The 23,175-nt window shown below is 38.2% G+C and carries 24 protein-coding genes, 2 rRNA genes and 2 other annotated features; all 26 genes read left to right on the top strand.

The features are described from left to right. Positions 1–309: ribosomal RNA gene (locus tag BUC25_RS18585) — 23S ribosomal RNA — on the top strand; the annotation flags it as partial. Positions 310–379: 70 nt separating this feature from the next. Beyond that, positions 380–496 (top strand): 5S ribosomal RNA (rrf, locus tag BUC25_RS18580). Between the two features lie 137 nt (positions 497–633). Beyond that, the gene (locus tag BUC25_RS18575) at positions 634–1,815 is read left to right on the top strand and encodes a GNAT family N-acetyltransferase (RefSeq protein WP_073203358.1); all 1,182 of its coding nucleotides are present in this window, start codon (positions 634–636) and stop codon (positions 1,813–1,815) included. Between the two features lie 280 nt (positions 1,816–2,095). Further along, positions 2,096–2,740, top strand: a complete 645-nt coding sequence (locus BUC25_RS18570) for an MgtC/SapB family protein (protein ID WP_244535218.1) — start codon at positions 2,096–2,098, stop codon at positions 2,738–2,740. 122 nt (positions 2,741–2,862) lie between these two features. After that, positions 2,863–3,327 (top strand): CtsR family transcriptional regulator, encoded by a 465-nt coding sequence (locus BUC25_RS18565; protein WP_073203356.1) that lies wholly within the window; start codon positions 2,863–2,865, stop codon positions 3,325–3,327. A gap of 12 nt (positions 3,328–3,339) precedes the next feature. Next, positions 3,340–3,882: a protein-arginine kinase activator protein McsA gene (gene mcsA, locus BUC25_RS18560; RefSeq protein ID WP_073203355.1), complete on the top strand. Its 543-nt coding sequence runs from the start codon at positions 3,340–3,342 to the stop codon at positions 3,880–3,882. Next, positions 3,883–4,959 (top strand): protein-arginine kinase McsB, encoded by a 1,077-nt coding sequence (gene mcsB / locus BUC25_RS18555; protein WP_073203354.1) that lies wholly within the window; start codon positions 3,883–3,885, stop codon positions 4,957–4,959. Beyond that, the gene (clpC, locus tag BUC25_RS18550; RefSeq protein ID WP_073203353.1) at positions 4,960–7,386 is read left to right on the top strand and encodes an ATP-dependent protease ATP-binding subunit ClpC; all 2,427 of its coding nucleotides are present in this window, start codon (positions 4,960–4,962) and stop codon (positions 7,384–7,386) included. 670 nt (positions 7,387–8,056) lie between these two features. Continuing rightward, positions 8,057–9,427 (top strand): DNA repair protein RadA, encoded by a 1,371-nt coding sequence (gene radA, locus BUC25_RS18545; RefSeq protein ID WP_073203352.1) that lies wholly within the window; start codon positions 8,057–8,059, stop codon positions 9,425–9,427. A gap of 74 nt (positions 9,428–9,501) precedes the next feature. Further along, the gene (locus tag BUC25_RS18540) at positions 9,502–10,605 is read left to right on the top strand and encodes a PIN/TRAM domain-containing protein (RefSeq protein ID WP_073203351.1); all 1,104 of its coding nucleotides are present in this window, start codon (positions 9,502–9,504) and stop codon (positions 10,603–10,605) included. Positions 10,606–11,299: 694 nt separating this feature from the next. Beyond that, on the top strand, positions 11,300–11,995 hold the full coding sequence (gene ispD, locus BUC25_RS18530; RefSeq protein ID WP_073203349.1) for a 2-C-methyl-D-erythritol 4-phosphate cytidylyltransferase: 696 nt from the start codon (positions 11,300–11,302) through the stop codon (positions 11,993–11,995). After that, positions 11,995–12,471: a 2-C-methyl-D-erythritol 2,4-cyclodiphosphate synthase gene (gene ispF, locus BUC25_RS18525; RefSeq protein ID WP_073203348.1), complete on the top strand. Its 477-nt coding sequence runs from the start codon at positions 11,995–11,997 to the stop codon at positions 12,469–12,471. The genes ispD and ispF overlap by 1 nt, the downstream gene beginning before the upstream one ends. An 89-nt stretch (positions 12,472–12,560) precedes the next feature. Further along, the gene (gene gltX / locus BUC25_RS18520) at positions 12,561–14,027 is read left to right on the top strand and encodes a glutamate--tRNA ligase (RefSeq protein WP_073203347.1); all 1,467 of its coding nucleotides are present in this window, start codon (positions 12,561–12,563) and stop codon (positions 14,025–14,027) included. A 38-nt stretch (positions 14,028–14,065) separates the two neighbouring features. Further along, positions 14,066–14,283 (top strand) — a binding site (T-box leader). Positions 14,284–14,870: 587 nt separating this feature from the next. Further along, positions 14,871–15,530, top strand: a complete 660-nt coding sequence (gene cysE, locus BUC25_RS18515) for a serine O-acetyltransferase (protein ID WP_073203346.1) — start codon at positions 14,871–14,873, stop codon at positions 15,528–15,530. Next, positions 15,520–16,920: a cysteine--tRNA ligase gene (gene cysS / locus BUC25_RS18510; protein ID WP_073203345.1), complete on the top strand. Its 1,401-nt coding sequence runs from the start codon at positions 15,520–15,522 to the stop codon at positions 16,918–16,920. The genes cysE and cysS overlap by 11 nt, the downstream gene beginning before the upstream one ends. Further along, entirely contained in the window at positions 16,920–17,330 is a 411-nt protein-coding gene (locus BUC25_RS18505; protein ID WP_139251868.1) for a Mini-ribonuclease 3, read from the top strand. The genes cysS and BUC25_RS18505 overlap by 1 nt, the downstream gene beginning before the upstream one ends. Beyond that, positions 17,327–18,064 carry a 23S rRNA (guanosine(2251)-2'-O)-methyltransferase RlmB gene (gene rlmB, locus BUC25_RS18500; protein WP_073203344.1) on the top strand — a complete coding sequence of 246 codons (738 nt, stop codon included), beginning with the start codon at positions 17,327–17,329 and terminating at the stop codon, positions 18,062–18,064. Before BUC25_RS18505 ends, rlmB begins: the two co-directional genes overlap by 4 nt. Further along, on the top strand, positions 18,064–18,573 hold the full coding sequence (locus BUC25_RS18495) for an NYN domain-containing protein (protein ID WP_073203343.1): 510 nt from the start codon (positions 18,064–18,066) through the stop codon (positions 18,571–18,573). The genes rlmB and BUC25_RS18495 overlap by 1 nt, the downstream gene beginning before the upstream one ends. Before the next feature lie 106 nt (positions 18,574–18,679). Next, positions 18,680–19,324 carry an RNA polymerase sporulation sigma factor SigH gene (sigH, locus tag BUC25_RS18490; protein WP_073203361.1) on the top strand — a complete coding sequence of 215 codons (645 nt, stop codon included), beginning with the start codon at positions 18,680–18,682 and terminating at the stop codon, positions 19,322–19,324. A gap of 84 nt (positions 19,325–19,408) precedes the next feature. Continuing rightward, a complete protein-coding gene (rpmG, locus tag BUC25_RS18485; RefSeq protein ID WP_073203342.1) occupies positions 19,409–19,555 on the top strand; it encodes a 50S ribosomal protein L33 in 147 nt (48 codons plus the stop codon). Positions 19,556–19,595: 40 nt separating this feature from the next. Continuing rightward, the gene (gene secE, locus BUC25_RS18480) at positions 19,596–19,775 is read left to right on the top strand and encodes a preprotein translocase subunit SecE (RefSeq protein ID WP_073203341.1); all 180 of its coding nucleotides are present in this window, start codon (positions 19,596–19,598) and stop codon (positions 19,773–19,775) included. A 137-nt stretch (positions 19,776–19,912) separates the two neighbouring features. Further along, positions 19,913–20,449 carry a transcription termination/antitermination protein NusG gene (gene nusG / locus BUC25_RS18475; protein WP_073203340.1) on the top strand — a complete coding sequence of 179 codons (537 nt, stop codon included), beginning with the start codon at positions 19,913–19,915 and terminating at the stop codon, positions 20,447–20,449. 167 nt (positions 20,450–20,616) lie between these two features. Next, positions 20,617–21,042 (top strand): 50S ribosomal protein L11, encoded by a 426-nt coding sequence (rplK, locus tag BUC25_RS18470; RefSeq protein WP_139251867.1) that lies wholly within the window; start codon positions 20,617–20,619, stop codon positions 21,040–21,042. Positions 21,043–21,205: 163 nt separating this feature from the next. Further along, a complete protein-coding gene (gene rplA, locus BUC25_RS18465; protein ID WP_073203338.1) occupies positions 21,206–21,901 on the top strand; it encodes a 50S ribosomal protein L1 in 696 nt (231 codons plus the stop codon). A gap of 65 nt (positions 21,902–21,966) precedes the next feature. Continuing rightward, positions 21,967–22,135, top strand: a sequence feature (ribosomal protein L10 leader region). A 34-nt stretch (positions 22,136–22,169) separates the two neighbouring features. Then, a complete protein-coding gene (rplJ, locus tag BUC25_RS18460) occupies positions 22,170–22,670 on the top strand; it encodes a 50S ribosomal protein L10 (protein WP_073203337.1) in 501 nt (166 codons plus the stop codon). A 60-nt stretch (positions 22,671–22,730) separates the two neighbouring features. Beyond that, positions 22,731–23,093 carry a 50S ribosomal protein L7/L12 gene (rplL, locus tag BUC25_RS18455; RefSeq protein WP_058305741.1) on the top strand — a complete coding sequence of 121 codons (363 nt, stop codon included), beginning with the start codon at positions 22,731–22,733 and terminating at the stop codon, positions 23,091–23,093. The last annotated feature ends 82 nt before the right edge of the window (positions 23,094–23,175 follow it).

Raw genomic sequence — 23,175 nt, 5'->3', positions numbered from 1 at the left:
GTCGTGAGACAGTTCGGTCCCTATCCGTCGTGGGCGTTGGAAGTTTGAGAGGAGCTGTCCTTAGTACGAGAGGACCGGGATGGACACACCGCTGGTGTACCAGTTGTTCCGCCAGGAGCATCGCTGGGTAGCTACGTGTGGAAGGGATAAGTGCTGAAAGCATCTAAGCATGAAGCCCCCCTCAAGATGAGACTTCCCATCTATTCGATAGAGTAAGATCCCTCAGAGACGATGAGGTAGATAGGTTCGAGGTGGAAGCATGGTGACATGTGCAGCTGACGAATACTAATCGATCGAGGACTTATCTATACTAAAATAAAGTGCGGTTTGTTTGAAGCTTGTTTTTCTTTTCTTATCTAGTTTTTAGGGTATATCCCAGTCTGGTGACGATAGCGGAGAGGTCACACCTGTTCCCATGCCGAACACAGCAGTTAAGCTCTCCAGCGCCCATGGTAGTTGGGGCTCGCGCCCCTGCAAGAGTAGGACGTTGCCAGGCACACTGAAAACACCTTAGTCTAATTAGACTAAGGTGTTTTTATATATATTCTAGTAGTATTGCTAGTGAAATATATTGACAATTATAATGGAAAGCTGAAAGAATATAGTTATATTGGAAGAAAAGGAGTATATGCCATGTCTAAAATAAGAGAATGCAATTACAAAGATTATCAGGGGATATTTTCACTTTCAGAATTTGCATTTCAGTACACCTTAACGGAAGAGGAGATGCGTAATAAGCAAAAAGAATTAGACACCCATACTATTTGGGGATGGTTTGATCATAATAAATTAGCAGCAAAAGTGCATGTTATTCCATTTGCAGTCCATTTGCACGGTAAGAAGTTACGTATGGGCGGTGTTGCTGCTGTAGCTTCTTGGCCAGAGCATCGAAGAGGTGGGAAGATCAAGCAACTGCTCAAGGAAGCTTTAAGTGATATGAAAACTAAAGGGCAAACCATTTCTTACCTACATCCTTTTTCAATACCCTTTTATCGAAAGTATGGATGGGAAGTTACTTTTGCAAAACAGGATTTTCAAATTCCAATATCTCATTTCTCAAAAACCTGGAATGGTAAAGGTGATGTCAGAAGAGCTGAACCAACAGAACAATCAATCGAACAATTGAACAAGGTATATACATCTTATATAGACGATTACACTGGCTCACTGTATCGAGATGGACAATGGTGGCAACATCGAATATTTGATAAAAAACAAACAATCGCTTTTGCATATAATGAGAGTAATGTATTAGAGGGATACATAATATATAATGTCAAAGAGCGAAAATTAACAATAAAAGATATGGCGTTCAGTACATTAAATGGACGAAAACTTATTTATCAATTCTTGAGTAATCATGATTCCATGGTTGATGATGTATTTGTTAGCTTGCCAGAAGGTGATCCAATCACTCTCTTAGTAGACGAACCAAGATTTAAACAATCGATTTCGCCTTACTTTATGAGCAGGATTGTTGATGTTGAACAATTTCTAACCCTATTTCCGTTTCGCATAGAAGAGAAATTTCAGCCATTTGTTCTGAAAGTGGAGGATACATTTCTTGAAGAAAATAATGGGTATTATGAATTTAATCCGGATCATTTAAGGATAGATGTTACAAAATTAGAAAAACTAAATACATCAATCCCTTTAGTTTCTGTTAACATTCAACAACTTAGCAGTATCATGCTCAATTACCGACGTCCTACAGAATTAAGAGATCTCGAGATGATCAAGGGTGATGTGGAGGCTGTTCAAGAATTAGACAAGATACTTCCAAATCAGACACCTTATTTTCCAGACTTCTTTTAAAAGTAACCGTAAGCCTTTCTACAAACAGTAGGAGGGCTTTTTATTACTAAAATGTACTAAAAACGGGTATAAGAGAAAGTGGAATAAAAAAATATATACCAGGGCGAGTTTCAGACTCTCAGGAGTTAGAATCCGATTATTCCTTAGCTTTTTTGCTACAGCTCGGATTTTTCGTTAGGGTACTATTACAACGTGATAATTTAATTTGATGAAAAAGGGGGAATTTTTTGTGTGGCAGCAAATCTTTGATGCAGAATTTATAGAATCTATTTCCAGGCTAATGATTGCGTTAGTATTAGCAGGTTTAATTGGTTTTGAAAGAGAAGTAAATAAACATTCAGCTGGATTTCGAACTCATATATTAGTAGGGGTAAGTTCTTGTCTAATGATGTTATTATCTATAAATGGATTTGATTATTTTATCGAAAATTATGATAATGTGCGTTTTGATCCTGCACGTATACCTTCCTATGTTATTAGTGGGATTGGTTTCTTGGGTGCCGGTACCATTATTGTACATGGGGGTACAATTAGAGGGCTAACAACCGCTGCTTCAATTTGGGCGGTGGCTGGATTAGGGCTAATTGTAGGTATTGGAATGTATAAAGAAGCGATCATAACAACATTGATTATTTTAGTGAGCTTAGTGGTATTAAACAAGTTTGAAAAGAGATTGCACAGCAAAAATCATCATATCATATTTGAAGTGAAAATTTCTAATAAGAACGAGACTTCGAAATTTTTAGAAAGAATTCAGTCATTTCCGGTTGAAATACGGGAATTTGACATTTCAAAAGAAAGTGAGAACACAACAAGAATAAAAATGTTTATTGATGCTATTCATAAAAAGAAACAGGAAAATTTATATGAATGGCTGCTCGAACAAGAAGACGTGAAAAAAATCAAGATTCGTTTTCGTCCATAACCCGTTTGAACTGTGAATGGGAAGGTTATAATAGGAAAGACCAAATAGTTTTCATCTCAGCTGAGTTAGAGTATAATGAGTATATAGTCAAATATAGTCAAAGTCAGATTGGAGGAGGGAAAATGCGTAATATATCAGATATTATTGAGGAATATTTGAAAAAAATTATGCACAGTAATCAACACAAAATCATTGAAATAAAGCGTAGTGAAATTGCCGACCGCTTTGAATGTGTACCTTCTCAAATAAATTACGTAATCAATACACGATTTACATTAGAAAAAGGATATTTAGTTGAAAGTAAGCGCGGTGGTGGGGGCTATATTCGGATCAGTCGCATTACAAATGAAGATAAAGCGAAACTCATTGATGAAATTATCGAAATGATTCAACCGAAAATTTCCCAATTAAAAGCAGTGAATATATTAGAACGATTATTAGAAGAAGAGTTAATTACCAAAAGAGAAGCAAAATTAATGGTGAATGCCATAGATCGAACTACATTACCTTTTCAATTACCACTCCGCGATGAAATTCGGGCAAGGATTATGTCTGCAATGCTAAATGCCTTAAAGTATGAGATTTAGGAGGTGTCCAGTATGGAATGTCAAGAGTGCAAAGAAAATAAAGCAACGGTTCATTTTGCACAAGTGATTAACGGTGATAAAACCGAAATTCATGTCTGTCAGAAATGTGCTAAGGAAAAAGGATACGTATCTCCTGATGAGGATGCTTATTCGCTGCATCATCTATTATCAGGCTTGTTTAATCCAAATCCGAGTGCTTTGCATCAGCCAACAGAGCAAGAAAAAGAAGAAAGGGAAATACAATGTGATAAATGTGGTATGACCTATCATCAATTTGCAAGAGTCGGTAAGTTTGGTTGTGCGATGTGTTATCAGACATTTGCTGAACATTTAAATCCTTTGTTTCGTAAGGTACACAGTGGGAATACTGTTCATGAAGGTAAAGTTCCAAAACGTATTGGAACAGATATCTACCAACGGAAAATGGTGAGAGATTTAAAACTTCAGTTACAACAAGCGATTGCAGATGAAGCATTTGAAGACGCAGCGAAAATTCGTGATCAGATTAAATCATTGGAGAACAACCTAAACCAACATGGGGAAGGTGAGGCATAAATGGGTTTAGAACAATTTATGAATGAAGCTATTAGCCCATGGTTAAAAGAAGATGGTCCAGATAGTGATATAGTGATGAGTAGCCGCGTTCGATTAGCGCGCAACTTTGATCAATCACCTTTTCCACTTATTGCTGAGGAAGAGCATTTGGAGAGTATTCTTTCTTTTATGGAAAAGGGATTCAATCACCGTACATTTCAACAATATAAAGAATTAGAATTTGTTCAAATGTCTGAATTGAAGTCTGTTGAAAAACAAGTGTTAGTAGAAAAACATTTAATTAGCCCACACTTGGCAGATAAGTCAACACGCGGGGCAGCACTGATATCTAAAAATGAACAAGTATCCATTATGGTCAATGAAGAAGATCATATTCGTGCGCAATTATATTTTCCGGGATTTCAATTGGAAAAAGCATTGGAAGAAGCATTCCAACTAGACGATTGGCTAGAGGAAAAGATAGACTATGCATTTGATGAAAATAGAGGATATTTAACAAGCTGTCCTACGAATGTCGGGACGGGTTTAAGAGCTTCTGTCATGATGCATTTGCCTGCACTATCGATCACTAGAAAAATCAATCGAATGATTCCTGCCATTAATCAACTGGGATTAGTGGTAAGAGGCATTTATGGAGAAGGTAGCGAGGCGTTAGGAAATATTTTTCAAATTTCGAATCAGATTACCTTAGGTAGATCAGAGACAGATATTATTGAAGATTTAAAAGGTGTTGTCGAGAAATTAATAGAGCACGAAAGACACGCGCGGACTCTGTTAATGGATCAATCAGAACTTGAACTGGAAGATCGGGTTTTCCGTTCTTATGGCGTCCTGCAACATAGCCGTATTATTGAGTCTAAGGAAACAGCGAAATGTTTATCAGATGTACGATTGGGTATTGATTTAGGGTTTATTGAATATATTTCTAAATCAATACTAAATGAATTGGTTGTATTAACACAACCAGCATTTTTGCAACAATATGCCAAAAAAATGCTGACACCGAATGAACGTGATGTTTTTCGGGCATCCTTGATTCGGGAACGGTTCACGTTGGAGCAAAGGGAGGAATATTAAATGATGTTTGGACGTTTTACAGAAAGAGCACAGAAAGTTTTAGCATTATCTCAAGAAGAAGCAGTGCGATTAGGTCATAATAACATTGGAACAGAACATATTTTACTAGGCCTTGTAAGTGAAGGCGATGGTATTGCAGCAAAAGCACTTCAAGCAATCGGACTTGGAGCAGATAAAATCCGAGAAGAAGTAGAGTCCTTAATTGGAAAAGGGAATCAAGTATCTCAAACGATTCATTATACACCAAGAGCAAAGAAGGTTATTGAGCTTTCCATGGATGAAGCACGAAAACTAGGTCACTCCTATGTTGGAACAGAGCATATCCTATTAGGTCTCATACGTGAAGGGGAAGGTGTGGCAGCTCGTGTATTAAACAACCTCGGTGTCAGCTTAAATAAAGCACGCCAGCAAGTGTTACAGCTTCTTGGCAGTAATGAGTCCAATAGTTCTCAAAATGGACGTAATACTCAAAATAATAATGCCAGTACCCCGACATTAGATTCCCTTGCACGAGATCTTACTGCGATCGCAAAGGAAGGTAACATAGATCCAGTAATAGGTCGGGGCAAAGAAATAGAGCGTGTTATTCAAGTGTTGAGTCGTCGTACTAAAAACAACCCGGTATTAATTGGTGAGCCAGGTGTAGGTAAAACAGCGGTTGCTGAAGGGTTAGCTCAGCAGATTGTCCAAAATGAAGTACCTGAGATTCTTCGTGATAAAAGGGTAATGACCCTTGATATGGGAACCGTTGTAGCTGGTACGAAATATCGTGGTGAATTTGAAGACCGACTGAAAAAGGTGATGGAAGAAATACGCCAAGCAAATAATGTCATCTTGTTTATTGACGAGTTGCACACTTTAATTGGTGCAGGTGGTGCAGAGGGCGCAATCGATGCATCTAATATTCTAAAGCCATCACTTGCACGTGGTGAATTGCAATGTATTGGTGCCACAACCTTGGATGAATACCGCAAATATATTGAGAAAGATGCAGCATTAGAGCGTCGTTTCCAACCGATTCAAGTTGATGAACCATCGGTAGATGAGTCCATTCAAATCTTGCAAGGGTTAAGAGACCGTTATGAAGCACATCATCGTGTAACGATTACAGACGATGCTATTGAAGCAGCAGCGAAATTATCTGATCGTTATATTACAGACCGATTTTTACCAGATAAAGCAATTGACTTAATTGACGAGGCTGGTTCTAAAGTTCGCCTGCGTTCTTATACTACTCCACCTAATTTAAAAGAATTAGAACAAAAATTAGAAGAAGTTCGTAAAGAAAAAGATGCAGCCGTACAAAGCCAAGAATTCGAAAAAGCAGCATCTTTAAGAGATGATGAACAACAACTGCGAAAACAATTAGAGGAAACAGAAACAAAATGGAAAGAAAAACAAGGTCAGGAAAATTCTGAAGTGGTCGTAGAAGATATCGCCAGTGTTGTATCCACCTGGACAGGAGTACCGGTGTCTGCACTTACCAAAGACGAAAGTGAAAGATTACTACACATGGAGGATATTTTGCATGACCGTTTAATTGGTCAGGAAGAAGCAGTCAAATCGGTCTCTAAAGCGATTCGCCGTGCAAGAGCAGGATTAAAAGATCCTAAACGACCAATCGGTTCCTTTATTTTTTTAGGTCCAACCGGGGTTGGTAAAACAGAATTAGCTCGAGCTTTAGCAGAGTCGATGTTTGGCGATGAAGAATCGATGATTCGGATTGACATGTCTGAATATATGGAACGCCATGCAACCTCTCGTCTTGTTGGTTCACCCCCAGGCTATGTTGGATATGAAGAAGGTGGACAATTAACGGAAAAAGTAAGAAGAAAACCATACTCTGTGGTTTTATTAGATGAGGTAGAAAAAGCCCATCCAGAAGTATTTAATATTCTTTTACAAGTATTGGAGGATGGTCGACTCACTGACTCCAAAGGGCGTACAGTTGACTTTCGTAATACCGTCTTAATCATGACTTCCAATGTGGGTGCCAGCGAATTGAAACGTAATAAATATGTTGGTTTCAGTTTAGGTGATGAAGAACAGGATTATCAGGATATGCGCTCAAAAGTAACAAAAGAATTGAAGAAGGCATTCCGTCCAGAATTTCTAAACCGAATTGATGAAACCATTGTCTTCCATTCATTAGAGAAGAGACATATGAAGTATATTGTGGAATTAATGGTGAAAGAATTACAAAAACGTTTAACGGAACAGGAAATTGACTTTGAATTGTCTGACAAGGCAATTGAAAAGATTGCCAAGGAAGGATTTGATCCTGAATATGGTGCAAGGCCATTACGTCGATCTATTCAAAAAAATGTAGAGGACTTATTGTCTGAAGAATTATTAAAAGAAAAGATACAAAAAGGTCAAAAAGTGGTCATTGACCTAGACGAATCGGACGAATTTAAAGTCATGTAAAGCCAAAAAATCGGAGGGTATCACCTTCCGATTTTTTGTACCTAAAGTTCACTATGCAGTCACTATCAATAAACTAAACAGCGAAGTAAGAGTCGTGATAATTTTGAAATACTTTGTCTATTAGTTATCCGCTCCGGCTGCCCACTTCCCTTTCCGTGGGTTTTCCCTTCAGCTAACTTTTTCAAGCATAGATCGCTTGAAAAAGTGGATCTTCAGGTAAAACATTCCCACAGGAGTGAAAGTGGGCGGCCTACACTATAAATAGGTTCTACAACGGTTTTAACAGGTATAAACTTGGCCTTTCTAGAAATGACGAGATAGTAGTCATTATTTTAACTCTGGCATCTACTGTAGAATTTTTATCTAGCGCAGGCGTCCACTTCGACTCCTGGGGGATTAGCATGATCTGAAGATCCACTTTGAAAAGTGTTTTTCTTTTCAAAGTTAGCTGAAGAGCGTGCCCCCCGGAAAGCGAAGTGGACAAGCCGTAGCGGTTGTTACGCTCATACTTTCATTCAAAATTACCACTCTGCTTATTGAGCAGTTTGTGTCTACTTTGGAAGAGTTTTTCCCTTTTTTTACACTTTTTACATACTTCTTTAACTTAATTGATAGATCTTTGTAACTTACGGGCGGGTATTTTCGTATATAATGAAAAGGAGCGATACTTTTGGCTAAGCGAAAATCAAAATTTATTTGTCAATCTTGTGGTTATGAATCTCCCAAATGGATGGGGAAATGTCCAGGATGCAATCAGTGGAATACATTAGTAGAGGAACTAGAAGCTACTAAGTCTGCAAGAGGTAATTGGGCTACCGGTTCTAAAACTTCTCAAAAACCAGAAAAGATTACAAGTATTCAGTCACAGGAAGAACCTAGAATCAAAACAAGTATGCAAGAATTAAATCGCGTGTTGGGTGGAGGTATAGTGCCTGGTTCACTCGTGTTAATTGGCGGGGACCCCGGTATAGGGAAATCAACCTTACTATTACAAGTATCAAGTCAACTTGCCCGACATGACCTGGATGTACTCTATATCTCTGGTGAGGAGTCAGCAAGACAAACGAAATTGAGAGCAGATCGTCTCGCAATTAAAACCGATCGATTATATGTTTTATCTGAAACAAATCTAGTAGATATTGCAAATCAAATTGACCAGCTCAAACCAGGGTTCGTTGTAATCGACTCGATTCAGACTATTTTTAAAGAAGAGGTTACAAGTGCTCCAGGAAGTGTTTCACAAGTTCGAGAGTGTACAAGTGAGTTAATGCGTATCGCGAAGCAAAACCACATCCCTATTTTTATCGTGGGGCATGTAACTAAAGAGGGATCCATTGCAGGTCCACGGTTACTCGAACATATGGTAGATGCTGTATTATATTTTGAAGGAGAGAGGCATCATACCTTCCGAATTTTACGGGGTGTTAAAAATCGGTTTGGAAGTACAAACGAAATGGGTATATTTGAAATGAAAGAAGAAGGATTAACAGAAGTGTTAAACCCATCCGAGATTTTTTTAGAAGAACGTTCACAAGGTGTGGCAGGGTCAACCATCGTAGCCTCAATGGAGGGAACAAGGCCTGTACTGGTAGAGATTCAGTCCTTGATATCTCCTACTAGTTTCGGTAATCCACGCAGAATGGCAACCGGAATTGATCATAATCGGGTACCTCTCTTGATGGCAGTGTTAGAAAAAAGAGTGGGATTAATGTTACAAAATCAGGATGCCTATGTGAAAGTAGCTGGGGGTGTAAAGTTAGATGAACCAGCGATTGACTTAGCGGTGGCAATTAGTATTGCATCAAGCTTTAGAGACAAAGCTCCACATGCAGAGGATGTTCTGATTGGAGAAGTTGGTCTGACCGGGGAAATACGTCGAGTCTCTCGAATTGATCAACGGGTCCAGGAAGCTGCAAAATTGGGTTTCAAGCGAGCAATTATCCCATCAAGAAATATTGATGGTTGGAAAGCACCCTCTTCCATTGAAGTAGTAGGAGTTCAATCTGTGCAAGAAGCAATTAAAATAGCATTAGGAGATTAAGAAGCATTTAATTTATCTTTATATGTTTAGAATTTCTGATAGTTGGAGACAATATTTTATAGGAGGTGACTGTGGTGCTAAGACGATTCGTGCAACTATTTTTTATTATTGCAGGTGGTACCGCTGGATATTTATATATTCCAAGATTATTGGAATTAGTAGGGTTTGCTGAAGGTACATGGTTAATGGCTGATTATGTAGCGCCTTATTTGGGGTTAGTATTGGGAGCAATTATATTATTTATTCTTTCTTTATGGATTTCTGATTATATTGTGAGCTTTTTTACTTGGATTGAAGAAATGTTAATGAAAGCCCCTGTTGCAGATTTATTATTTGGTAGTTTAGGTATTATTATAGGTTTAATTATTGCTTATTTCTTAATTATTCCAATTCAATCGATTGAAATTCGCATTGTTTCACAAGTGGTGCCTATTTTCCTTAGTGTATTATTTGCCTATTTCGGGTTCCAGGTTGGTTTTAAACGGAGAGATGAATTTTTGAATTTGTTTACTTTACCGAAAAAGGAAAAAAAGAAATCGATAACGTCAGACGACACCGCACTTGAATTACCTAAGCCAAAAATATTAGACACAAGTGTCATTATTGATGGTCGAATAGCGGATATCTGTCAAACAAGCTTTTTAGAAGGAACGATTATAATACCGCAGTTTGTATTGGAAGAGTTACAACATATCGCGGATTCATCGGATGCTCTAAAACGTAACCGTGGTCGAAGAGGTTTAGATATCCTCAATCGTATTCAAAAAGATTTACCCATTAATGTGGAGATCTATGAAGGCGATTTTGAAGAAATACAAGAAGTGGATAGTAAACTAGTGAAGCTTGCTAAAGTTATGAACGGTATAGTCGTAACAAATGACTTTAACCTTAATAAAGTATGTGAGTTTCAGAAGGTGCCAGTGTTAAACATCAATGATTTAGCCAATGCAGTTAAACCAATCGTTTTACCTGGAGAAGAACTAGGTGTTCAGGTAATAAAAGACGGTAAAGAGCAAAACCAAGGTGTTGCTTATTTAGATGACGGCACAATGATTGTAGTAGAAGAAGGAAAGAACTATATTGGCAAAAACATCGAAGTCGTCATCACCAGTGTTTTACAAACATCTGCAGGTCGAATGATCTTCGCAAAGCCAAAATTGCTTGAAAAAGCACTCTAAAAAAGGTATAACATTATAGAGAAGCTAAAAAAGTGATAACTTCTAAGTTATCACTTTTTATTCATTAGGTAATAAACAAAAAACTAAACTATGAAATAAGAGACATGATCATTTTGAAATGATTTATCTATTAGTTATCCGCTCCGGCTGCCCACTTCCCTTTCCGTGGGGTTTTCCCTTCAGCTAACTTTATCAAGCATAGACCGCTTGATAAAGTGGATCTTCAGGTAAAACATTCCCACAGGAGTGAAAGTGGGCGGCCTACGCTATAAATAGGTTCTACAACGGTTTTAACAGTTATAAACTTGGCCTTTCTAGACATGACGAGATAATCGTCATTATTTTAACTCTTGCATCCACTGTAGAACTTTATCTAGCGCAGGCGTCCACTTCGACTCCTGGGGGATTAGCATGATCTGAAGATCCACTTTGAAAAGTGTCTTTCTTTTCAAAGTTAGCTGAAGAGCATGCCCCCCGGTATAGGATACACTGCGAAAGCTTGCTTGAGCAGATGTTGACTTATGCCCGTGGTAAAAGCGAAGTGGACAAGCCGCAGCGGCTGTCACGCACATACTTTCATTTAAAATTACCACTCTGCTTATTGCGCAGTTTGTGTCTTATAAGCTATAGGTTCTTTGTTTTCGGAGTCAATAAATATATTATAATCGTTTATTTTAGAGATTGGGGTGGCCGCATGGTTGAGTATAATGTTATTGTGTTAGCGGCAGGGCAAGGTAAACGTATGAACGCTGGGAAAAACAAACAGTTCATCGAGTTACTGGACGAACCATTAATCATACATACGTTAAAGAGGTTTATTCAAGACAGTTGGTGTCAGCATATTTATCTAGTTATCAATCCAACAGAACATCAACAAATGCAACAATTATTAGCTAATTATCTTTGGAATAATCAAGTTACACTTGTCGAGGGTGGTAAAGAGCGACAAGAAAGTGGATATAAAGGATTGCTTGCAGTAAAGTCGGAAGAACAAGAGCGAATTATCATGATTCATGACGGTGCAAGACCTTTTGTTAATGAGGAACACTTACATGCTTTAGCACAAGCTGCCACTCAGAAAAAAGCCGCATTATTAGCAGTGCCAGTGACAGATACAATAAAAAGAAAAAACGGGGATAATGTCGAAACAGTAGATCGTTCGACCCTGTGGGCAGCCCAAACGCCTCAAGCCTTTCAGTATGATTTAATTAAAAAGGCACATGAAAATGCGATTTCCGCTAACTTTTTGGGTACAGATGATGTATCTTTAGTAGAAGTATTAAATGAACCGGTTGAAATTGTCGAGGGTACTTATCATAACGTTAAATTAACTACCCCAGAGGATATTATGCGAGCAGAGATGATTTTAAACCGACAGGAGGAAAAGTAATGTTTCGGATTGGACAAGGATTTGATGTTCATCAATTAGTAGAGAATAGACCATGTATTATAGGTGGAGTAGATATCCCTCATGATTATGGCCTTTTAGGACATTCAGATGCAGACGTACTGCTACATACAATTACTGATGCCTGTTTAGGGGCAATTGGTGAAGGAGATATCGGTAAGCACTTCCCTGATACGGATCCAGCATTTAAAGATGCAGATTCACAAAAGTTATTACAGGAAGTATGGAAAATAGTTGAACAAAAGGGTTATACGCTCGGCAATGTCGATTGTACGGTAATCGCTCAGGCTCCAAAGCTTGCACCATTCATAGAACCAATCAGAGAGAATATAGCACGTCTATTAGAATGCAATAGTGACCAGGTAAATGTAAAGGCGACAACAACAGAAAAGTTAGGCTTTGCAGGGAGAAAAGAGGGCATCGCAGCTCAAGCAATCGTCCTACTAATCAAAAAATAAAAACATAACATTTTATCCGAGATAATGATAAAATGGGTACAGTTGAAAATCGATCGATATATAAATATATATTTGGAGGGACACTCACAATGACAAACGAAGTACGTGTGCGTTATGCACCAAGTCCAACAGGACATCTTCACATCGGTAATGCAAGAACAGCACTTTTTAATTATTTATATGCAAAACATTTAGGTGGAAAGTTTATAATTCGTACAGAGGATACGGATGATAAGCGTAATGTAGAAGGTGGAGAAGAAAGTCAATTACGTTATTTAAAGTGGCTTGGATTAGAATGGGACGAAGGGGCTGATATCGGTGGAGATTATGGCCCATATCGTCAAACAGAACGTCTGGATATTTATCAGAAATATGTTGATGAATTATTAGAGCGTGGGTTAGCTTATAAATGTTATATGACGGAAGAAGAATTAGATAAAGAGCGGGAAGAGCAACGTGCTAACGGACAAGTTCCTAAGTATTCAGGTGCTCATCGCGATCTAACAGCGGAACAAATCAAACAATTTGAAGCAGAAGGACGTCTACCTAGTATTCGATTCCGTGTCCCGGAAAGTAAAACATATGCATTCCAGGATATTGTGCGTGATAAGATCACCTTTGAATCAAGTGATTTTGGTGATTGGGTAATGGTGAAAAAGAACGGAATTCCAACTTACAATTTCGCGGTAGCAATTGATGATCACCAAATGAAAATTAGTCATGTGTTACGTGGAGAAGAGCATATTTCAAATACGCCAAAACAAATGATGATATTTGAAGCGTTTGGATGGGATGCCCCACAATATGGTCATATGACATTGATTCTAAATGAAAATCGCAAGAAACTAAGCAAACGAGATGAGCATATCCTACAATTTATTGAGCAATATAAAAATCTAGGATATATACCAGAAGCTTTGTTTAACTTTATTACGTTATTAGGCTGGTCACCGGTTGGGGAAGAGGAATTATTTACTCAAGAAGAATTTATTAATATATTTGACCCGGAACGCTTATCTACCTCACCAGCGATCTTTGATCCAGCGAAACTAAAATGGATGAATAACCAATATATTAAACAAGCGTCATTAGATGAAGTAGTAGAATTAAGCTTGCCACACTTAGTCAAGGCAGGTAAATTACCAGAAAATATGACGGACGAGCAAAAAGAATGGGCTATAAATTTAATCAGTCTTTATCATGATCAATTATCTTACGGTGCAGAAATTGTTGAATTAACGGATTTATTTTTCAAAAAGGAAATTAAGTATAATGAAGAAGCAATGGCGGTATTAAAAGAAGAGCAAGTGCCAGAAGTATTAGAAGGATTTCTAGAGCAGTTTAGTGCTATTGAAGAGCTATCCCCGGAAGAGATTAAGGCGAGTATTAAAGCGACCCAAAAAGCTACCAAACAAAAGGGTAAAAAATTATTTATGCCGATTCGCGTGGCGACAACTGGCCAGGTTCATGGTCCTGAATTACCAAATGCCATCCACCTTTTAGGTGCAGAAATTGTGAAAGCAAGACTGCAAGATGTATTGTCACAAATCAAATAAGTAGCAAAAATTACAAAAGTCACTATAATAATAAGTAATAAAGAACGTGGATGAGGAGAAGTAAAAGGAAACCTGCTTGCACAGAGAAAACCATCTAAGGCTGAGAATGGTTGAAGCACTTGTCTTTGAAATGCACCTCTGAGTTTTTTCCCGAACAAACGAGTACGGAAAAACGGTTAACCGCCGTTATTGGTTCAAGTGGAGGGCATCGCACTGCCCTAAACAGAGTGGAACCGCGCAAAAAAGCGTCTCTGAGTTACATAACTCAGAGACGCTTTTTATATAGCCCTAATAACTTCGCACCAAAACTAAACTGCGAAGTAACGTCACTGTAAACTTTGAAATTATGATGAGTGGAATGCAAAAGCTCCGTCCATTTACTTCGCTTTCTGCGGGCGTCACCTCAGCCTCCTCAGAAAAGCAAAAAATGCTTTTCCTGTGGGGTCTTCGGAAGACGCTGATCCCGCAAGAGTCTACGTAAATGGACTACGCTTTAGTAATGTTCTACAAATAAAGTAATTGCTAGAATATTGATATGAATGCTTATTTCATCTTACTTGAACAGAGGTCTCTACAAAGCGGAGGAAAAATGCGACACTCCTGGGGGAACAGCACGAGCTGAAGATCCACTTTGAAAAGTGTCTTTCTTTTCAAAGTTAGCTGAAGCCGTGCCCCCGGAAAGGGAGTGTTTTTCCGTAGCGGTGGTAGTTCACTCATCATTATTCTTTATGTGATGAAGTTTTCATTACTTCGCAGTTTGTGTCTTATGAAAATATTTTCTGTTAAGTGGGAGATTTATTTGTCTTATTTATATATATTAGCTTAATACAGGGGGGATTGTTTTTGGGTTTTTTTAAGTTACTCAAACAGGACATTGATGTTGTTTTTGATCAAGACCCGGCAGCACGAACATATATTGAAGTTTGCTTAACCTATTCAGGATTGCATGCGATATGGTCACATCGTATGGCACATGCCTTTTATCAAAAAAAATTCTTTTTTCTAGCCAGAGTTATTTCACAAATTAGCCGCTTCTTTACTGGCATTGAGATCCATCCAGGGGCCAAAATTGGCAAACGATTCTTTATCGATCATGGCATGGGAGTCGTGATTGGTGAAACGTGTGAGATTGGCGATAATGTTACCATTTATCAAGGAGTAACATTAGGAGGTACTGGAAAAGAAAAAGGCAAAAGACATCCAACGATAAAAGACAATGCATTAATTGCCACAGGAGCAAAAGTATTAGGGTCGATCACGATCGGCGAAAGTTCGAAAATAGGAGCGGGTTCCGTTGTATTAGAAGATGTGCCAGACCACTCCACTGTGGTCGGTATACCTGGAAGAGTAGTTATACAAAACGGTGAAAAAATACGAAAAGACTTAGACCATCATAAACTTCCAGACCCGATTAGTGAGGTTTTAAAGGAAATGGAAGATGAAATTAAACATTTACAAAACGAGTTAAAGAATGTAAAAGGAGCGAATCAACGTGACAATTAGTATTTACAATACATTGACAAGAAAAAAAGAAACGTTTAAACCGCTAGAGAAGGACCTTGTCAAAATGTATGTTTGTGGTCCGACGGTATATAACTATATTCATATCGGTAATGCCCGTCCCGCTATTGTTTTCGATACGGTGAGAAGGTATTTTGAGTACAAAGGATATCAAGTAGACTATGTATTAAATTTTACGGATGTCGATGATAAATTAATTAAAGCAGCAAAAGAGCTGGGAGAAGAAGTTCCGACAATTTCCGACCGATTTATAAAAGCATACAAAGAGGACGTAGGAGCACTTGGGGTAAAAGAAGCGGTTCATCATCCAAGAGTAACCGAAACGATGGACGACATTATTTCTTTTATTGCAACATTAATTGACAAAGGTCATGCATATGAAGCAGAAGGAGATGTTTATTTCAAAACAAGATCGTTTGATCAATATGGGAAATTGTCTCATCAATCCATCGATGAATTAAGATCTGGAGCACGTATCCAAGTGGGAGAGAAAAAACAAGATCCTTTAGACTTTGCTCTATGGAAGCAGACAAAAGATGGAGAAATTGCTTGGGCATCCCCGTGGGGAGAAGGCCGTCCAGGTTGGCATATCGAATGTTCAGCAATGGCAAAAAAATATTTAGGAGAGACCATCGATATACATGCGGGTGGGCAAGACTTAGCGTTCCCTCACCACGAGAACGAAATTGCACAATCTGAAGCAGGAAATGGTACTTCGTTTGCTAATTATTGGATGCATAACGGCTATATTAATATTGATAATGAGAAAATGTCGAAATCACTTGGCAATTTTGTGTTAGCGCATGATTTGATCAAAAAACACGATCCGAAAGTAGTACGGTTTTTCATGCTAAGTGTTCATTATCGTCACCCTATTAACTTTAGTGACACACTTTTAGAAAGTGCAAAAAATAGTTATGATCGAGTAGAAAATGCTTTAATCAATTTAGAGCACCGCCGAGAAGCAAGTGTGAACTTAGCAAATGATAATCAGAAATGGCTAACTAAGATTGACGAGTTAAAGCAACAATTTGAAAAAGAAATGGACGATGATTTCAATACGGCCAATGCAATCGCAGTTATTTTTGATCTAGTCAAAGAAGCAAATGTATATTTAAATGGCGACCAAACACATACAGAAGTAATCGATACCTATATCCAAACCTTAACAAACTGGTTCGAGATTTTAGGGATTCCTATTTCAGAAGAAAAAGCGTTATTAGATGATGAGGTTGATGCATTAATTCAGCAGCGGATCGAAGCAAGAAAAAATAAGGATTTTGCTTTAGCAGACCAAATTCGTGATGACCTAAAAGCACAAAACATTATATTAGAAGACACCCCACAAGGTACGAGATGGAAGCGAGGCTAATGATGACCATTGAAAATCCAAAAGAATTGAAAAGCTTAGCCCTTGCTTATATGGGTGATGTCATTTATGAAAAGTATGTAAGGGAATATCTTATATATAAAGGTACAGTCAAGGTGCAACAATTACATCAACATGCAGTAAGTTTTGTGAAAGCAACGGCCCAGGCAAAAGTAATTCATCAGTGGATCGATGATGAAATTCTCACAGAAGAGGAATTAGCAATTGTGAGAAGGGGACGGAATGCTAAATCAGGCTCTGTCCCTAAAAACACAAGTGTACAAGCTTATCGATATAGCACAGCATTTGAAGCATTAATCGGTTATTTGTATTTAGCTCATAAAGTAGAAAGATTGGAAATGCTAATACGTAGCGCAATTAAAATAACAGAGAAAGGAGTGGAACAAGCATGAGCGGAGAGTGGATTATAGGAAAGAATACGGTGATAGAAGCACTTGAATCAGGCAGATCTGTTCAGAAATTGTATATAACCGAAAATTTAAATGCGCCATTAGCAAATAAATTACAGGGATTGGCAAAATCCAATAACGCCCCCGTTCAACGTGTACCCAAGAAGAAACTGGATCAGTTGGTCGAAGGTAATCATCAGGGAATCGCGGCACTGGTGGCTGCTTATGACTATGCAAGTCTTGAGCAATTATTTCAAAAAGCTGCGGAAAAAGAGGAAGAAGCCTTCTTCTTAATCTTAGATGAAATAGAAGATCCTCATAACTTAGGCTCGATTTTAAGAACGGCAGATGCAACAGGGGCACATGGTGTGATTATTCCAAAAAGAAGAGCGGTAGGTTTAACAGCCACTGTAGCAAAAACCTCGGTAGGTGCAATTGAACATATACCTGTGGTGAGGGTAACCAATATTGTTCAAACGATCGAAGAGTTAAAGTCCCGAAATGTATGGGTGGTAGGTACGGAGGCGGAAGCGACAGAAGATTATCGGAAATTGGATGGTTCTTTACCTATAGCTTTAGTTATTGGGAATGAAGGAAAAGGTATTAGTCGCTTGGTGAGAAAAAACTGTGATTGGACAGTCTCGTTACCAATGAAAGGCTCTGTCTCCTCTTTAAATGCCTCTGTTGCTGCAAGTCTTTTAATGTATGAAGTTCTGCGAAAAAGAGATGGTGCTTAATGGATGTATTGTTAGTAGATGGTTACAACATGATAGGAGCATGGGAGGAACTGCAAGCATTAAAAGAAACGGATTTAGAGCAGGCGAGACTCCTGCTCATCGATAAAATGGCAGAATATCAAGCATACAGAAGGAGAAAGGTACTTGTTGTTTTTGATGCTTATGAAGTTCGAGGATTAGAAAATAAGCAACAGCAATATAAAGTAGAAGTCATTTTTACGAAAGAAAACGAAACGGCTGATCAGTGTATTGAGCGGTTAGTAAAGGAATTCAAAAACGTTCGAACAAAAGTCTTTGTTGCCACATCCGATTATACAGAACAACGTACTATCTTCGCACAAGGAGCATTTCGGATTTCGGCAAGAGAGTTAGATATAGAACTGAAAAATATAGAACGAGAAATAGAAATGGATATTAAAGAACATCAACAAAAAAAAGTAAAAAGCAAAATTCCATTAGATGATACCGTCTTACAAGTATTTGAAAAATGGCGACGTGGTAATAAATAGAAAATGAACGGTTGACGTAATTAAAGCGCTTCCTGTATAATGTTGCTATTATAGTCTGCAATACCTAATTTTTGGCATTAAGCCGGGAGGAGTCCCAATGACCACCATGCGAGTAGAAAATAGAGATATTGACTTTCAGCATTTTGATGATAATGAATTAGTATTGCTAGTACAGGACGGTGACACACAAGCGCTCGAATTTTTAATATACAAATATAAATCATTTGTACGAGCGAAAGCCAAAACTTATTTCCTTGTAGGAGCTGATCATGAGGATATTGCTCAAGAAGGAATGATTGGATTGTATAAGGCAATTCGGGATTTTCAAGCGGACAAGCTATCTTCTTTTCGAGGATTTGCGGAATTATGTATTACCAGACAAATTATTACTGCGATTAAAACAGCTACGAGGCAGAAACATATGCCATTGAATTCATACATTTCACTGGATAAACCTATTTATGATGAAGATTCAGAGCGAACATTGTTAGATGTTCTAGAAGCAACGATTGCAATGGATCCACAGGAGCTCCTGGTAAACAGGGAGCGTTATGGTGAGATGGAAAGTAAATTAGCAGAGTTGCTAAGTAATCTAGAGCGAAAGGTGCTGCTCTTATATCTAGAGGGTAAAACCTATCAGGAAATCTCTTCTGAATTAAATCGACACGCTAAATCGATTGATAACGCATTGCAACGCGTGAAACGAAAATTGGAAAAATACTTAGAAGCAAGCGGTATCCATATCTCATAACCAAATCATCAGATAGCGTTGACAGTCATCACCAACCGTGCTACATTAGTATAGGTGTAAACCCCTAATTACGAGGTGGGAAAATTGGGTGAAAAAATAGCGTTGGCATGCGAAATATGTCAAAGTCGAAATTACAACACGGAAAAGAATTCATCGATTTCAGATCGAATTGAAATAAAGAAATTTTGCAAACGATGCAATCGACATACCATTCATCGCGAAACGAAATAGACTATCCGATAGTTTAGAAGACAGTTTGGAGGTACCTTCTGTGAAACCAGTAGCTTTTTTGAAAAATGTTAATCGGGAAATGAAAAAGGTCTCATGGCCAAGAGGTCGTGAGCTAACACGTTATACAATTACAGTTATTCTGACAGTAGCATTCGTTACAGTGTTTTTCGCACTCATTGACACAGGCATTACACAACTTCTTAATTTGTTATTTGAATAATTTGAACTTATATATGTTATACTGTAACTAAATACGTGATCAAAGAACCCGTTTGGCGGGTTTTTTAAATGCAAAGAAATCGTGCATTTTGAAGATGTTTAATTAAGGGAGGGAAGGGCGACAAAGCCCTCAATATTATGGAAAAAAGATGGTATGTCGTGCATACATACTCAGGATATGAGAATAAAGTAAAAGCCAACCTGGAAAAGCGTTTAGAGTCTATGGGGATGGAAGATAAAATATTCAGAGTATTGGTTCCTGAGGATGAAGAAACAGAGATTAAAAACGGTAAAAAGAAGGTTGCAAAGAAAAAGGTCTTTCCTGGTTATGTCCTAGCGGAAATGGTTATGACAGATGATTCCTGGTATGTTGTCCGTAATACACCAGGTGTTACAGGATTTGTAGGATCTGCGGGATCTGGTTCTAAGCCAACACCTTTACTTGAAGAAGAAGTAGAGACAATCCTGAAAAGAATGGGTTATAATGAACCTGTTACAGAAGTAGATTTTGAATTGAAAGAAACGGTAGAAGTTATCGACGGACCTTTTGATGGATTTACGGGTACGATTGAGAAAATAGATTTAGATAAACAAAAAGTCAAAGTGCATGTCAACATGTTTGGGCGGGAAACGCCGGTTGAATTGGACTTCTCCCAGGTTAAAAAACTATCATAACGATTTTTTTGACTAAAAAAATAGAAACCCACTTGCATTTTTGTTCATAAAATGCTAAAATTCTTATGTTCTTTATGCCTCGAGTATAAGGTTATTTTATTCATATGTAATCGAGTGGGAGGGTGAGTACCCTATTACCACATCACGGACTTAAGGAGGTGTGTCTCGTGGCTAAAAAAGTAGATTCAGTTGTAAAACTTCAAATTCCAGCAGGAAAAGCGAATCCAGCACCACCAGTTGGGCCGGCGTTAGGTCAAGCAGGTGTTAACATTATGGGATTCTGTAAAGAGTTTAACGCTCGTACGCAAGATCAAGCTGGCATGATTATTCCAGTAGAAATCACGGTTTTTGAAGACCGTTCATTTACATTTATTACAAAAACTCCACCAGCAGCAGTGTTGCTTAAAAAAGCAGCAGGTATTGAAACTGCGTCAGGTGAACCAAATCGTAACAAAGTGGCAACACTTAAACGCGACAAGGTAAAAGAAATCGCAGAAACAAAAATGCCAGACTTAAATGCTGCTGATGTTGAAGCTGCAATGCGTATGGTCGAAGGTACTGCACGTAGCATGGGTATTGTTATCGAAGACTAATCTCACAGTGTTGTCGGGAAGCGGAAGGTTGCGGTAGTGGAGAATGCTTCATCACCCGCAACCTTTATCTTTGAAAAGTTATTTATTTGAATAACAGGTAATGATGTTCCGCTTTTGGAAGTGGGAGGTATAACCGTTAAAACCACAGAAGGAGGAAATTAAAATGGCTAAGAAAACAAAAAAACAACAAGAAGCATTAAAACTTGTTGACCGTACAAAAACGTACGAAGCAAAAGAAGCATTAGAATTAGTAAAAAAAGCTTCAACGGCTAACTTTGATGAAACAGTGGAAGCGGCTTTTCGTTTAGGGGTAGACCCTAAGAAAGCTGACCAGCAAATCCGTGGAGCGCTTGTGTTACCACACGGAACTGGTAAAACTCAAACTGTACTAGTATTTGCAAAAGGGGATAAAGCGAAAGAAGCTGAAGCTGCTGGCGCTGACTATGTAGGGGATCAAGAATTAATCAATAAAATCAACCAAGGTTGGTTTGAATTTGATGTAGTAGTTGCTACTCCTGACATGATGGCAGAAGTAGGTAAGCTTGGACGTGTATTAGGACCAAAAGGTCTTATGCCAAACCCTAAAACAGGTACAGTAACATTTGAAGTAGAAAAAGCGATTCAGGAAATCAAAGCAGGTAAAGTAGAATACCGCGTTGATAAACAATCGAATATTCATGTGCCAATTGGTAAAGTATCATTCGATCTTGACAAACTTGTAGACAATTTCAATTCATTAGCAGATACTATTGTAAAAGCAAAACCACAAGCTGCAAAAGGTATTTATTTACGTAACGTAGCGGTTTCTTCTACAATGGGTCCTGGTGTAAAAGTTGACTCGTCTACATTCGCAAAATAATTCCTCTTGACTTTTTCTTGAATTTTTAATATAATTCACAAGGGTCAAGGTAACTACCTTGAAAGATAATTTTATACATTATACCGTAGACAGTAGGTGCTTTAACAAGCTTAATTTCCTGCCGAGGTGTGTCTGGATATATAACAGAATCTCTTTTTTTAAAAAAAAGGAAGAACTGTGTGCAGTCATAAACCTCCATGTCTATTAAGATATTGGAGGTTTTTGTTTTATTCGGCGGTATAATGATCGCGTAATAGGAGGTGGAATCATGTCAAAGATTATCGAACAAAAGAAACAGATCGTATCAGATATTGCAGAGAAATTTCGCGGAAGTCAATCAACCATCCTTGTAGATTACAGAGGGCTTGATGTTGCGGAAGTTACGGAATTGCGTTCGCAGTTACGAGAAGCAGGTGTTGAATTCAAAGTGTATAAAAACACGATGACTCGCCGTGCGGTTGAAGAAGCAGAGCTTACAGATTTAAATGATATTTTGGTTGGACCTACAGCTATCGCTTTCAGTAAAGACGATATTGTGGCACCTGCAAAAGTATTAAATAACTTTGCGAAAGATCACGAAGCATTAGAAATAAAAGGTGGCGTGGTTGAAGGGTCTGTTGCAACATTGGATCAGATCAAAGAACTTGCAAACCTTCCAAACTACGAAGGAATGGTTTCTATGCTACTCAGCGTACTTCAAGCGCCAGTACGAAACTTTGCTTACGCAACAAAAGCTGTTGCCGAGCAAAAAGAAGAGCAAGGTGCGTAAAGAACTTTTTTGGAAACACATTATGTTCGTAAAATAATATATTATTAGGAGGAAATGAACATGTCTAAAGAACAAATTATTGAAGCAATCAAAGAAATGTCCGTTCTTGATTTAAACGACTTAGTAAAAGCAATTGAAGAAGAATTTGGAGTAACTGCAGCAGCTCCTGTAGCAGCAGCTGGTGCGGCTGGTGGAGAAGCAGCAGAAGAACAAACTGAATTTGATGTAGTACTTGAAAGTGCTGGATCTTCTAAAATCAAAGTTGTTAAAGCTGTGCGTGAAATCACTGGTCTTGGACTTAAAGACGCTAAAGATCTTGTAGATAATGCTCCTGGAGCAATCAAAGAAGGCGTTGAAAAAGAAGAAGCAGAAGAAATGAAATCTAAGTTAGAAGAAGCAGGCGCATCTGTAGAATTAAAATAAGCTCCATGTATAACGAAAAAGCTCGCTATGGCAAATGGCGAGCTTTTTTTATAAGTAAGGAAAGTATATAATCCGCGGTATC

It is taken from the genome of Gracilibacillus kekensis, from assembly GCF_900143085.1.
Taxonomy (GTDB): Bacteria; Bacillota; Bacilli; order Bacillales; family Amphibacillaceae; genus Gracilibacillus; species Gracilibacillus kekensis.
The sequence above is the reverse complement of the archived record's forward strand: the minus strand, read 5'-3'. Positions and strand labels throughout refer to the sequence as shown.